The sequence below is a fragment of the Nocardia sp. NPDC059691 genome (assembly GCF_042733915.1).
GTDB classification, from domain to species: domain Bacteria; phylum Actinomycetota; class Actinomycetes; order Mycobacteriales; family Mycobacteriaceae; genus Nocardia; species Nocardia sichangensis.
The window spans coordinates 272110-285733 of sequence record NZ_JBHWFB010000006.1 but is presented as its reverse complement, the minus strand read 5'-3'; the positions used below and the strand labels follow the sequence as shown (position 1 = coordinate 285733).

General features: G+C 64.6%; 10 protein-coding genes. 8 read left to right on the top strand and 2 right to left on the bottom strand.

Features of this window, described 5'->3' with window-relative positions; translation table 11 throughout:
- Positions 1-14: 14 nt before the first annotated feature.
- Together ACFV2O_RS16095 and ACFV2O_RS16090 are read right to left on the bottom strand one after the other, a co-directional pair.
- On the bottom strand, positions 15-911 hold the full coding sequence (locus tag ACFV2O_RS16095) for a phosphotransferase (RefSeq protein ID WP_379252428.1): 897 nt from the start codon (positions 909-911) through the stop codon (positions 15-17).
- Positions 908-2368: a helix-turn-helix domain-containing protein gene (locus tag ACFV2O_RS16090; RefSeq protein ID WP_379252427.1), complete on the bottom strand. Its 1461-nt coding sequence runs from the start codon at positions 2366-2368 to the stop codon at positions 908-910. Before ACFV2O_RS16090 ends, ACFV2O_RS16095 begins: the two co-directional genes overlap by 4 nt.
- Positions 2369-2682: 314 nt before the next feature.
- Between ACFV2O_RS16090 and ACFV2O_RS16085 the strand changes: the two genes are divergently transcribed.
- From ACFV2O_RS16085 to ACFV2O_RS16050, 8 genes are all read left to right on the top strand, one after another.
- Positions 2683-2862, top strand: coding sequence for a hypothetical protein (locus tag ACFV2O_RS16085; protein ID WP_379252426.1), 180 nt, complete (start codon positions 2683-2685; stop codon positions 2860-2862).
- Between the two features lie 7 nt (positions 2863-2869).
- Positions 2870-3412, top strand: a complete 543-nt coding sequence (locus ACFV2O_RS16080) for a DUF4254 domain-containing protein (protein ID WP_379252425.1) — start codon at positions 2870-2872, stop codon at positions 3410-3412.
- 17 nt (positions 3413-3429) lie between these two features.
- A complete protein-coding gene (locus ACFV2O_RS16075) occupies positions 3430-4758 on the top strand; it encodes a phosphomethylpyrimidine synthase ThiC (RefSeq protein WP_379252424.1) in 1329 nt (442 codons plus the stop codon).
- A 1-nt stretch (position 4759) separates the two neighbouring features.
- Positions 4760-5788, top strand: coding sequence for a hypothetical protein (locus ACFV2O_RS16070; protein WP_379252423.1), 1029 nt, complete (start codon positions 4760-4762; stop codon positions 5786-5788).
- A complete protein-coding gene (gene galE, locus ACFV2O_RS16065; protein ID WP_379252422.1) occupies positions 5785-6762 on the top strand; it encodes a UDP-glucose 4-epimerase GalE in 978 nt (325 codons plus the stop codon). Before ACFV2O_RS16070 ends, galE begins: the two co-directional genes overlap by 4 nt.
- A gap of 272 nt (positions 6763-7034) precedes the next feature.
- The gene (locus ACFV2O_RS16060) at positions 7035-8780 is read left to right on the top strand and encodes an N-6 DNA methylase (protein ID WP_379252421.1); all 1746 of its coding nucleotides are present in this window, start codon (positions 7035-7037) and stop codon (positions 8778-8780) included.
- The gene (locus ACFV2O_RS16055) at positions 8777-9991 is read left to right on the top strand and encodes a restriction endonuclease subunit S (RefSeq protein WP_379252420.1); all 1215 of its coding nucleotides are present in this window, start codon (positions 8777-8779) and stop codon (positions 9989-9991) included. Before ACFV2O_RS16060 ends, ACFV2O_RS16055 begins: the two co-directional genes overlap by 4 nt.
- Positions 9991-13125 (top strand): type I restriction endonuclease subunit R, encoded by a 3135-nt coding sequence (locus tag ACFV2O_RS16050; protein ID WP_379252419.1) that lies wholly within the window; start codon positions 9991-9993, stop codon positions 13123-13125. Before ACFV2O_RS16055 ends, ACFV2O_RS16050 begins: the two co-directional genes overlap by 1 nt.
- The last annotated feature ends 499 nt before the right edge of the window (positions 13126-13624 follow it).

The window sequence follows — 13624 nt, the reverse complement described above, 5'->3', positions numbered from 1 at the left end:
TACGACGCACGAGATCATGACACCGCCTGCCAGACTGCGGCATTGTCGCCGGTTCGCAACGATCGGATGCGATGTCGTAGTTCTTCGGCCGCCGCGGGCTTGGTCGGTGCGAGCCGGATGTAGGCGCCGAGCGAGTGCAGTTCGGTGATGTCGCGCAGCAAGGTCCATCCGGGCCAGTCGAGCAGGTCATATCCGTAGGCGGCTGCGAAGCGTGCCCGCTCGTGTTGTGGTTGATGAAAGTGATCGGGCAACCCGTTCACCAGGTCGAGTTCACGTGGCCCGATGCTGCATTGATCCCAGTCGATCAGCACCCACTGACCGTGATCGCAGACGGCGTTCTCGCTGTGGACATCGACATGCACAAGCCCCTCCCCGAGCGGGAACTCGGTCTGCGTGAACTGGCCGACGAGTGCCTCGGCGCGGGCGCGCAGCCACGCTCGCTCAGAGTCGGTGAGTGCGGGTGTCGTTCGCTCGTCCTCGAGAGCTAGGGCTTCGAACAGCCGCCGCAGCGGCTGGTATCGCGGCACGGGGAACGGCGGCTGCGCTACCGAGTGCAGCCGCCGTACGAGTGTGCCGAGGTCGGCCGGGCCCGGCCGACCCGGCGAGGGTCGGTAGGGCCAGAACGTAGCGATCGCGCCGCTGGCGACAACTGGCTGCGTTCCGGACGCCGGAGTAAGGGCGACGGGTAGGGGTTCGGTTGCCAGCCACCGTGTGACGGCGACGGCGGTGTGCGCGCGCTCGCGCCGGTAGGCGGTGTCGGGTGCCAGGCGCACGACCAGATCAGCGTGCGGCAGCAACCACACTGCGTTCGACCGATGATGCAGCAGTTGCGCGTCCTGGTCGTCGACACCGAACTTCTGACAGGCGGCCCGCACTGCTGCGCGACCGGGAAGCTGGCTTTCTGTGGTCATGAGGCCGCTGTAGTGAGGACCGCCCTCAGATCGCCGCGCAATTCAGCAACGATGGGGTCGCCGTCGTGCTCGGTGGCGATGGTGTCCAGGTCGCGGAGGCGGACGTAGCAGCGGGGTGAGGACAGCTCGGTGATCGCCGTGATCGCCTCACGCCCGTACCGGTTGGCCGAGTCGAAATCACCCGCCTGCAAACAGGCGCCGGCAAGGGTGGGTAAGGCGACGGCCCGGCTGCGCGCATGTTCGCTGGCGTGGCCAGGGATCGCTGTGGACAGACGCTCGACCGCCGATAGCGCGAACTTGGGATCGGAGAGCGACAGCAAATAAATCGCATGGCCGTGTTGAGCGGCGATTTCCGCGGGCGTGACGAACCATGCCCAGGAGGGAGTGGTGTCGGGTTCGGCTGCGGCGTAGCGGTCTTCGGATAGCCCGACGGCGCGCTGGGTGGCTGCGGAGTCGTTCAGGGAGGCCCAGCACCAGCCCATTACCGTGGCGATGTATCCGGCGGTGATGGTGCTGACCGGATGGCGCCTGTTGGCGGCGGTCGATGAGGCGAGCTGCACGAATTTCAGTGCTTCATCAGGTCGTTTCAGGTGCAGGGACTGGTGGGCCATGTCGAGCAGAATGCTGACCGTCAGGTCGGTGCTGCGCGGATGGTCTTGGCCGCGGTGCGCGGTTTGCAGGGCGTATGTCCACAGTTTGCGGGCCGAGTCGTGTTCTTCGATGTCGTAGGCCAGCCAGCCGGCCATGCTCGCCAGGTCGGCGGTGGCGATCCACAGACGTGTTCGAACGGTTGTGGTGCATGCGGCGCCCTCCAGGGCGCGGACTTGGTGCAGTTGGGTGAGTGCCGCGGTCCGGCAGAGTCCGCCGCCGTGCGCGAGGTCCCATCGCCGGAATCCTTCGGTGATGGCTTCGATGGCGTCGATGTCGGCGGATCCGATGTGGGGTCGGGTGACTGGCTCGAGCCGGTCAGGGAGGATGCTGCCCAGCCGGTCGAGTTGTGGGTGAAGATGGGAACCGAGTGCGGCTGCGGTTGCCAGGGTGATGAAGTCTCTGCGTTCCACCCACGTCACCTCCTCGCGGGCCAGATTACTCGCAGTTCCGGAGCCGAACCCGAGTAGTGAGGCGGGGATGGCGAATGTCTCGGCGATTCTGGCGACCAGCTTGGCGCTGGTGAGACGGCGTTCTCCGCGTTCGACGGCTGAGATTCTGGACTGCGTGAGGTCGAGCAACGCGGCCAGCTGAAGTTGTGAGAGGCCGGTTGCTTCGCGAATCAAGGTGAACACGACGCTGAAGTCGTGGTCTGCCAGCGCCGCGCGGATCGTGGGATCGTCGAAGAAGTCGGCGGTGAGCGCGTGCTTGAACCCGGCAGCGCAGGCGCAGTCGGCGCAGAGGTTTCCGGCGTGTTTTGTGGGCAGCGCCGTGCGGCATGTGCGGCAGATACGTCCCCCAGTATTCATCTCTCACCTCAGTCGGTTGACCGCAGTTTGTCTCACAGTATGCGGTGGATGGCTTCTACGTGCACAAATGCCCCTTTCGCCTGATCCCAGCCCCTTGTTGGCAATGCGCAAGCCCCAGTGGGGCTAGCCCTGTCGGGCGTTGGGACGGCAAGCCGCGGCCGCGAATCTGGGACCAGCACCCGATGCCGGGGCATGCGGTCGACTCTGTTCCGCCCTTCGCGAGTGATCAGCAGTGGGCGGAGCTGGATTCGGGCGTGTGCGACTGGGCCCGGCATCGGCGTGCCCACCCACCCACCGACTGTCAGGAAGCTGTCGTGAGAATTTCACAGGACACACGGGATTTGTGGGCCGTGCAGTATCGCGACTGCGCGGTGGAGCCCATTGATTTGGATCTGGACCGCGCCCGCTTCATTCTCCACGCTCATGCCGCCCATGGCGGCGGATGTCTGCCCTATCTCGCGGCGATGGCCTACTCGTTCGGAACCAAGGTGTAGCCCGAGCATGCCCACCGAACGCCACACACCCATCCTCACGCGTTCATCGCAGATAACAGCGGCTGCGCGACAGAATGTCTCGCTCTCCGGGCCGGATTCTCGGCTGCCTCGGATTCCGGACTGGCACGGGCTCTGCGCGGCATTCCGCGGCGTGACGGGCCACAACCCGGGCGACCATCTGATCACGCGGTGGGCGCAGGCGCTGGCGCATCTGCACCGCACACGCCGCGTCATCCCTGAACGCGCGGCCGAAGTCGACCGACGTCGAGACGATGTCGTCACGTTGATCGACAACTGGGTCAGCACCCACATTCAGCCACGACGCGGCACCGAACGCATAGGACCGGCAGTGGATGCCCTGGCCGCCGCGTACGTCGATGCCGAACTGACGCTGGCGGCTGCCGAGCACGCGTCCGAACCCGTCGTGCATGAGGCATGGATCCACGTCAGCGCCCTGGCTGTCGACTGGGCTGACCTGATCACCGAAGTCGTCGACGGCCAACCGCCCGCACCGCGGCCTACCGGGCCCACCACTCCGATACGTCCCTGATCGAAAGGACACACCAAATGTTCACCCTCGCAACAGATCCCCAGTTCATCGCCACATGTCAGGCCGAAGACCTCGACCCTGACACCGCCGCCCGCCGAGTCGAAAGCGGCACCCTTGTGTTCCTGCGGTCGCACGCGAGCCGACACATGACGGCCTTCACACCGCTGCTCGTCGGTGAGGACACCCGCCGCAAAGTCGCCGCTCTCGTCGGACTGGGGCCGCGTGACCGCGACCGACAGACCATCGTGGAAAGCATGGCGGTCATCCTCGCCGCTGGACCCGACGCTGTCATGGACCTGACCACCAACCCCGAAGGGGTGGCGCTGCGCGCGGATCTGAAGGAAGTCATGGGCGTACCGCTCGGCGCATGCCTGACATACGACCTGTTCGCTGACCCGCGGAAGAAGCTGAGCCGCAACGAATTCCCGGACCGATTCGAGCTCGGACTGGCCGCTGGCGCCGACTTCGTCCTCATCCACGCAGGCATCAACCCCGCCCTCGCGCAGATGAGCGAAAAATCCGACCGAATCATGCCCACGACCTCACGAGGCGGCGGGTTGCTGGCCCGCTACATGCGTATCCACCATTGCGACAATCCTCTGATCGAGTACTTCGACGGAATCCTGGACATCTGCCGCCGCCACGAAGTCGTCCTCGACCTCGGCGACATCTTCCGCCCCGGCGCCACCGCCGATGCGGGCGACGACCTGAAATGGCACGAGATCCACCTGCTGGCCGAACTGCGCAAAGACGCGTTGAACGCCGGAGTGCAGGTGTTGTGCGAAAGCGGCGGGCACATGCCGCTGCACCGGATTCCCGAACTGATCCCCGCCTACAAAGAAGCGCTGGGCGGTGCGCCGCTGTGGCTGGCCGGACCGATGGTCATCGACAACGGCGTCACCCTCGACGACATCGTCAACGCCCTCGGTGTCGCGGCGGCCGGACAGTGCGGCGGCGACATGTTCGCCTCCATCACCCACAACGAGCACTACGCCATGCCCACCGCGCCCGACACCGCCACCTCCCTCCGCATGGTCCGTGTCGCCATCACAGCGCTCGACCTCGTACGCGGCTGGGAACCCGAAATCGCACGGCAACGCGCGATCAGCGTGGCCCGCCGCGCCAACGACTGGGACATCCAGCAAGGCCACGCCCTCTACCCCGGCCTGGCAGGCAACGCGTTCATCACCCACGGCCTGCGCAAAGGCGCGCCCTGCACCATCTGCGGATCACTGTGCCCCCACATCACCGCGAAAAAAGCGCACGAGGAAACACCTGTCCCCACCCATCAGCCCGGACCCGTTCTGCTGCCCATGCCCGCGTCTTCCATCGAACCGGAGGCATGAAGTGGACACCACCGCCTTGGCCCAACGCATCACCTCCCGACTCCCCCACGCCACCGCCGTCGCCCAGGAAGCCCTCGATATCGCCGAAGACCTCCGCACGCTCGGACACTGCGTACCCGCCGACGACTGGCTGATCGTCGGCGGCTCCCTCGCCCGCGGCGAACCCACCTTCATCCGCCACGGCGGTAAGCCGCTGCTGATCAGCGACGTCGACCTCCTCTACGTCCACTACGGAGACCACCCCTCAACCCAGAGCCACGAACTCGTGTCCCTCGCCGAGAAACACTTCACCACACTGGATTTGATGACCTTGCCGCTCAGCGACTACCGCGCCATCCAAACCTCCCTCGGGCACGACTTCAAAAACCTCGGCCTCCCCGTCACCGACCGCGGCCTACCTGAACACCACCCCGTCACACTCGACGTCCGCGACGCCTACGAAATCCTCCTGTATTACACCCAGGCCTACTTCTGGCTCGGCCTCCACGACCAGTGGTCCGCCGGAACGGCTTCCACGCACTTCCACCTGCTCATCAGCCGACTGTGCGTGAAGATCCTGCGAGCTACCGCCATGCTTGAGGGCGCCTACGCCCACCACGACTTCGGTCACATGGCGCCGCACCTCGCCGAACAGATGCGCGCCGAGCTGCGCTGGCGAGCCGACCCCGCCCAGCCGCCGATGGATCCGGGACGATTCTGGACCTACCTCCATCACGCCTTCACCCGGTTCGACGCCGAGTTCGGACAACCACGCCCCGACGCGGTCAACTACACCCGCTACGCCATGACCAGCAGCGGCCGAATCGTCGCCCGCCACCACCAAACCGTCCACGCCCTCGCACGCGCCATGGCCGACGCATGGCACACAACACCCGACCCGATCGCATTGACTACGGTGAAGCAGCGCGCCTGGGAACGCATCACCTGCTGGACCGGCAGCGCACACCGAGAAAGCCCCGAAGACCACTTCCGCGCGCACAAACACACCATCCACGACCACCTACTCGCCATGAAAGTGCAGGTCAGATGAAAATCCTGGTCACCGGGGGTGCAGGATTCGTCGGAGCCACCGTCACACGACTGCTCCTCGACGCCGGACACAACGTCACCGTCATCGACGACCTCTCCCGCAACGACGACCGCCAAATCCCCCACGACGCCGAATTCATCAAACTCCGCGTCCACGACATCGCCCAAATCCTCACCCCCACAGCCGGCTACGACGCCGTCCTGCACTTCGCCGGCCTCATCGCTGCAGGCGAGTCCATGCACCACCCCGAATGGCACTGGGACAACAACACCCGCGCCTCCCTCGCCCTGCTCGAGGCCATACACACCGCCCACGTCAGCCGACTCGTCTTCTCCTCCACCGCCGCCGTCTACGGCGAACCCACCCACCTGCCCCTGCTCGAAACCTCACCCACCAACCCCGTCAACACTTACGGCGACACCAAACTCGCCATCGACAAAGCCATCACCACCTACACCCGCGCCTCCACACTCGGCGCGATATCCCTGCGCTACTTCAACGTCGCAGGCGCCCACGACTGCGGCGACGGCACCATGATCGGCGAACGCCACAACCCCGAAACCCACCTCATCCCCCTCGCCCTCGACACCGCTCTCGGCCACCGCGACAAATTCACCCTCTACGGCGACGACTACCCCACCCCCGACGGCACCTGCATCCGCGACTACATCCACATCACCGACCTCGCCCAGGCCCACCTCCTCGCCCTCAACCATATTCACCCCGGCGAACACAAGATCTACAACGTCGGCAATGGGATCGGCTACTCCAACCGCCAAGTCATCGAAGCAATCCGCGACATCACCGGAATACCCTTCGACATCGAAACCGCACCACGACGACCAGGCGACCCCGCCACCCTCTACGCCTCCTCGGAACTGGCACAACGCGAACTCGGCTGGACACCACAGAAACCAGACATCACCGACATCGTGCGTGATGCGTGGAAGTTCCACAGTCGGCATTCGAGATAGCTGCAACGCGGTGCCGGGGCGCGCGGCGGAATCCGCCGTGCCGGTATCGCACGCCATTCTCTCGCCGACATTTGGAAGAAGCGGCCGACCGTGACGAATTCGCTGAGCCGGTCGCTGCTGCCGACCTTGTGGCGTGCAGGGTGTTGTGATGCGCGATGATGTTCTTGTTACGCACCGGCTGCTGCAGCCTGTGCGCCGCCTGTTTGGACGGCACGCACGGGTCGCGCTGGGCGTCCAACATCCACCGTCGAGCGAGCCTCGTAAGGAGCCGTGTGAGCACCCTCGGTAGTTTTATCTGGTCGATCGCCGACCAACTTCGGGGGCCCTACCGCCCCAATCAGTACGGCAACGTGATTCTCCCGCTCACGATCCTGCGCCGCCTCGATTGCATCCTTGAGCCCGACCGGGAGACGGTGCGCGCGCTGGCGGCGAAGTACGACAACCCACACCGGCTCAGGATCGAGGTCAAGAAGGCGACCGGCAGGCCGTTCTACAACACCTCGAACTACTCGTTCGCCAACCTCCTTAAAGACGCCGACGGGCTGGCGGACAACCTGGCCGACTACATTGACAGGTTCTCGCCCGATGTCGACGTGTTCGAGTACTTCGACTTCAAGAAGGAGATCCTCGCGCTAGAGAAGGCGGAGTTGCTGCGTGAGGTCATTACGTCCTTCAAGGCCGTCGACCTGCATCCAGACGTCGTCTCCAACGCCGACATGGGCGATGCGTTCGAGTACATCATCCGCAGGTTCAACGAGGCCGCGAACGAGACCTCCGGTGACCACTACACCCCGCGGGACGCGATCCGGCTGCTGGTCGACCTGCTCTTCGCCGAGAAGGACGCCGACCTGACCGAGGCCGGCATCGTCCGCACGCTGTATGACCCCACCGCAGGCACCGGCGGCATGCTCGCCCTGGCCGAGGAGCACCTGCTCGCGCAGAATCCCGACGCGAAGCTGAGCCTGTACGGCCAAGAGTACAACCCGCAGTCCTACGCGATCTGCAAGTCCGACCTCCTGGCCAAGGGGCACGACGCGACTAACATCGCCTTCGGCAATACTCTCACCGATGACGCGTTCAGAGGCCGCCAGTTCGACTTCTGCATGTCCAACCCCCCGTACGGCGTCGACTGGAAGCAGTACGCCAATGCGGTCACAAAAGAGCACGACGAAGCTGGTCCTTACGGCCGGTTCGCCCCTGGCCTCCCGTCGACCTCGGACGGGCAGATGCTCTTCCTGCTCCACTTGGTCCACAAGATGCGCGCCCGCGAGGATGGCGGCGGCCGGGCCGGGATCGTGATGAACGGCTCACCGCTCTTCAACGGCGCCGCCGAGTCCGGCCCCTCCAACATCCGCAAGTGGCTGCTGGAGAACGACCTGGTCGATGCCATCGTCGCGCTGCCGACCAACATGTTCTTCAACACCGGCATCGCCACCTACATCTGGATCCTCGACAACACCAAGCACCCCGATCGCGAGGGTCTGGTCCAGCTCATCGACGGCACATCGTTCTGGACCAAGATGCGTAAGAACCTTGGTGCCAAGAACCGCGAACTCAGCGAGGCGGACCGTGTCGAGGTGGTGAAGTTGTACACCGACTTCACCGACGCCGACCCGGACTACTCGAAGGTGCTGCGCAACGACGAGTTCGGCTACTGGACCATCACCGTCGAGCGCCCCCTCCTCGACGAGTCCAGTAACCCCGTCGTCGACCGCAAGGGCAAACCCAAGCCGGACACCAAGAAGCGCGACACCGAGAATGTCCCCTTCACCTACGGCGGCTCGATCGCTGGCGCCGCGGGCAAGGTCGAGGTCATTCAGGCATACTTCGACGCCGAGGTGAAGCCGCACGTCCCCGACGCCTGGATCGATTGGGCCAAGGTCAAGACCGGCTACGAGATCCCCTTCACCCGCCACTTCTACAAGTACGTCCCGCCCCGTCCTCTCGCCGAGATCGACGCCGACCTAGAGAAGCAGGTCGCCAAGATCCTCGACCTGCTGAGGAAGGTGGAGGGGTGAGCATCCCGGAAGAGCTATCAGCAGCGCCTGTGGTGCCCCTGCGGTATCTCGTATCATTTAACCCTCGCCCCACGTCGGACTCCGGCGGTAATGCGGTGTACCTGCCGATGGAAGCGATCTCCGAATTTGGCCCACCAGATACGAGCCGTCGCCGCCCATTCGACGATCTGCGCCAAGGGTACTCCTACGTGGCGAACGGCGATGTTGCGTTCGCTAAGGTGACTCCCTGTTTCGAGAACGGGAAAGGCATTGTCGCGCGGGATCTTCCGGACGGCCAGGCCTTCGCGACGACAGAAGTGACTGTGATGCGTCCGTCAAACAAAGTCAAGGCGGACTACCTCGGTTGGATTCTTCAGTCATCGCCCTTTCTGAAACTGGGCGAATCTCATATGACGGGGTCGGGCGGCCTTCGCCGTGTCCCGGACTCTTTTGTCAGGTCGTACTCAATACCACTACCTGGCCGTCGAACACAGCAGGCTATAGCGAACTTTCTCGACCGCGAGACCGCCCGCATCGACACGCTGATCGAGGAGCAACAGCGCCTGATCGAGATGCTCCGCGAGCGACGCCACTCGCTTATTGACGGAGTCTTCGACGGTCATGCACCCAACGCCCGGCTGCAGAACGCCTGCATCGACGTCGTCGACTGCCCGCACACCACGCCAGAGGTCTCAGACGACGGCGAGTATGAGGCAGTCCGAACCGCCTCCGTCCGCAACGGAAAGTTTCGCCCGGGGAACGGATTGCCTGTCGACGCAGACACATGGAAGGCCCGAAACGGGACAGGAGCACCAACCGTCGGAGACGTTCTCTTCACACGTGAAGCGCCCGCTGGTGAGGCATGCATGGTTCCCAACGATCGGATTTGCCTAGGACAGCGGATGGTCCTGCTGCGGATCGACCGCACGGCATGCGTCGGGACATTTCTGCTCTGGCAGATCTACTCAGATCGCGTGCAAGACTACTTCCGGCTCTCAGCAAACGGTTCAACGGTCGCAAACGTCCGGCTGCCGGTCTTGCGTACAACGCCCATCTGGCTCCCGGATCTCACAGAGCAGCACCGCATCGCTGCCTATCTCGACGAGGAGACTGCGAAGATCGACAACCTCATCAAGGAGACCGAGCAGTTCATCGAGCTCTCGAAGGAGCGGCGGTCGGCGCTGATCACGGCGGCGGTGACCGGGCAGATCGACGTACGGGAGACGACGTGATGGCCGATCACAACGAGGTCGTCTTCGAGTCCGAGATCTGTGCGTACCTGGCCGAACACGGGTGGCTCTACTCGGCGGACGACACCGGCTACGACAGGGAACGGGCGCTCTTCCCCGAGGACCTGTTCGCCTGGCTGAAGGAGACCCAGCAGGCGGCGTACGAGAAGGCGTTTAAAGCTGCGGGCTCGCAAGCGAAGTTCCTTGACGTGCTGACCACCGCGCTCGACAAGCCCCTCGAACACGGTGGTGGGACGCTGAACCTCCTGCGCAGCGGGGTGCATTACATCGGCGGTGGCCGGTTGAAGATGGCGCAGTTCCGTCCCGAGACCAGTCTGAACGCGACCACCAACGAGCAGTACGCGGCGATGCGGGTGCGGGTGATGCGGCAGGTGCACTTCTCCACTGCTGATTCGCGCAGCATCGACCTGGTCTTTTTCGTGAACGGGCTCCCGGTCGCCACCGTCGAGTTGAAGACCGACTTCACCCAGTCTCTCGATGAGGCGATCAACCAGTACCGCAAGCACCGGCATCCGCTGACCAACGGGCGGCCGGAGCCGCTGTTGTCGTTCGGGCACCGGGCGCTGGTGCACTTCGCGGTCTCCAACGACCTGGCCGCGATGACCACCCGGCTCGAGGGCGAGAAGACGCACTTTCTGCCGTTCAACATGGGTCACGACCGTGGCGCTGGGAACCCGCCGGGTGAGGGCGGGCGGTCGGCTACGGCGTACCTGTGGGAGCGGGTCTGGGCGAAGGACGCCTGGCTCAACATCATCGGCCGACTGATGATCGTGGAGACCAAACAGGAGTGGGATGTCGCGACCGGGACGTCGGTGCGGCGTACGAGCATGCTCTTCCCTCGGTTCCACCAGTGGGAGGCCGTGACGAACATCGTGGCCGCGGTGAGCGAGGAGGGGGTGGGGCGCCGCTACCTGATCGAGCACTCGGCAGGGTCGGGGAAGACGAACACCATCGCCTGGACCGCGCACCGGCTGGCGCGGCTGCACGTGAACGACGAGAAGGTCTTCGACTCGGTGATCGTGGTCGTGGACCGCACCGTGCTCGACGGGCAGCTCCAGGAGGCGATCCGGCAGATCGACGGGTCGGGGAAGATCGTGGCCACGATCAGCCCGGAGGACGTCCGCAAGGCGGGGGCGAAGTCGAAATCCGGGCTGCTGGCGACCACTTTGAAGAACGGTGAGCTGATGATCGCGGTGACGGTGCAGACCTTCCCGTTCGCCCTCGACGAGATCCGGGGCGACTCGTCGCTGAAGGGGCGGCGGTTCGCGGTGATCGCGGACGAGGCGCACTCCTCGCAGTCCGGCCAGATCTCTTCCAAGCTCAAGGCCGTGCTGACCGCGGAGGAGATCAAGGAGATCGAGGAGGGCGGTGATGTCGACGTCGAGGCGATGCTGGCCTCGGAGATGACCGAGCGAGCCGAGTCGCCGAACATCTCCTACTTCGCGTTCACCGCGACGCCGAAGAACAAGACACTGGAGCTCTTCGGCCGCAAGGGCCCTGACGGGAAACCGGTCGAGTTCCACCTCTACTCGATGCGGCAGGCGATCGAGGAGGGCTACATCCTCGACGTGCTCAAGGGCTACCAGACCTACGACACCGCACTGAAGATCGCCGGCAAGGCCGAGGCCGGCGACGGTGGCGAGGTGGAGGAGGCCGCGGCGCGTAAGGGGCTGATGCGGTGGGTGAAACTGCACCCGACCAACATCAGCCAGAAGGTACAGATCATCGTCGAGCACTTCCACGTCAACGTTGCCCACCTGCTGGAGGGCAAGGCGAAAGCGATGGTCGTGACCGACTCGCGCAAGGCGGCGGTGAAGTACAAGAAAGCGATCGACGCCTACATCGCCAAGCGGGCCGCCATGGACGCCTCCTACAACTACCGCACCCTGGTCGCCTTCTCCGGCTCGGTGACTATGGCCGAGGACGAAAAGTGGGCTTCGGACTGGGGGCCGCAGCCGAGCAAGGACGACGAGTTCACCGAAGCCAACCTCAACCCCGGCGCCGGCTCGGACCTGGCTGCCGCCTTCAAGGGCGCGACCTACAAGATCATGCTGGTCGCCAACAAGTTCCAGACCGGGTTCGATCAACCGTTGCTATCGGCGATGTACGTCGACAAGAAGCTCTCCGGGGTCACTGCCGTGCAGACACTCTCCCGGCTCAACCGCACCCATCGCACTGCGGGCGGGGAGCAGAAGCGCAAGACGTTCGTCATCGACTTCGTGAACAAGCCTGACGACATCCGGGCCGCGTTCGAGCCGTACTTCACCAACGCCACCCTGGAGACCGAGACCGACCCGTACATCGTCGTCCACCTCGCCACCAAGCTCGCCCAGGCCGGGATCTACACGCCAGAGCAGGTGCGCGAGGTCGCCGAACTATGGGTCATCCGCAAGGGCAACAACGCCCTCTCGGCTGCGATCAGCCCGGCCAAGCACGAGTTCGCCCGCCGCTACGCAGCGGCGATCGAGGCCGACGACAAAGTCACCCTCAACACCCTCGACCTATTCCGCAAGGACGTCTCCACCTATGTCCGCCTCTACGACTTCATGAGTCAGATCGTCGACTATGGCGACCCGTACATGGAGATGTTGTCGATCTTCCTGCGCCTGTTGGAGAAGGTCATCGCGGACGCCTCCTGGGCCGCAGAGGTCGACCTCTCCGACGTGGTCCTGGTCGGGGTCAAGCACAACAAGCGCACCGCGGTCGACATCTCGCTGACCGGTGATGGGGAGCTCAAGGGCATCAGTGGTGCGGGCACCGGCACCCGGAAGGAGCCGAAGTACGTCGCACTACAGGTCGTCATCGACAAGATGAACGACCTCTTTGGTGCCGAGTCGTTCGCCGAGTCGCAGGTCCGTGAGTTCGTGCAGGGACTGGTGCAGCGGCTGCTCGCCTACCCGGACCTGGTCAACCAGACCAAGGTCAACTCGAAGAAGCAGTTCATGGAGTCCCAGGACTTCCAGGCGGCGGTCACTGAGGCGGTCCTCGACAACCAGGAGGCTCACAACACCATGGCCGACTACTTCTTCAGCGACGGCCCTGGCATCAGCGCCGTAATCATGGCGCTCGCGGACGCCTTCTACGAGGCAGCGATCGATCAGCAGACGGACGTGTGAGCGGCACGGGCCCGGAAGGGGCCGTGCGGCATCGGTTGAGCAGCTACAACGACCGCGACGCCGCCGTCATCGGCGAACGAGGTTCGACCGCTCTTCGCTACGGAGGAGGCGTTGATCTGGTCGGCGGCGAATGTTGCAGCACAGGCGGTTTGTTCCGGGCACGGTGCGCGGCATGTGGGGGCTGATGGCCGCGCCGGGCGTCCCCGGTGCGGGGTGACCTTCGCGCAGCGGTTCGGGTCCGTGATGTCAAAGGCGGCGGACGCGTCCGTCTGCAGGCCTTTCCACGCTGAGAAACACGGTTTGACAGTGGTCGCCGCCTACGTAGAAGTCGGTCGCACACTACGAGTGGTCCTGGTCCAGCTAGGAAACAAACCTGTTCGGGTCTACCCCGTTGGTTCGGTCGAGGGACAGATCACGATCACCTGGCCCGATCGGCGCGGCAGCCCGGGCGCGCATCCAACGCCGCGTGCGGCGGCGGGTATAGACGCTGCCATGCAAA

Coding starts and splice junctions, on each gene's coding strand:
- ACFV2O_RS16080 (WP_379252425.1), top strand. CDS start 2,870: ATGCCCACCGAACGCCACACACCCATCCTCACGCGTTCATCGCAGATA.
- ACFV2O_RS16090 (WP_379252427.1), bottom strand. CDS start 2,368: ATGAATACTGGGGGACGTATCTGCCGCACATGCCGCACGGCGCTGCCC.
- ACFV2O_RS16075 (WP_379252424.1), top strand. CDS start 3,430: ATGTTCACCCTCGCAACAGATCCCCAGTTCATCGCCACATGTCAGGCC.
- ACFV2O_RS16095 (WP_379252428.1), bottom strand. CDS start 911: ATGACCACAGAAAGCCAGCTTCCCGGTCGCGCAGCAGTGCGGGCCGCC.
- galE (WP_379252422.1), top strand. CDS start 5,785: ATGAAAATCCTGGTCACCGGGGGTGCAGGATTCGTCGGAGCCACCGTC.
- ACFV2O_RS16050 (WP_379252419.1), top strand. CDS start 9,991: ATGGCCGATCACAACGAGGTCGTCTTCGAGTCCGAGATCTGTGCGTAC.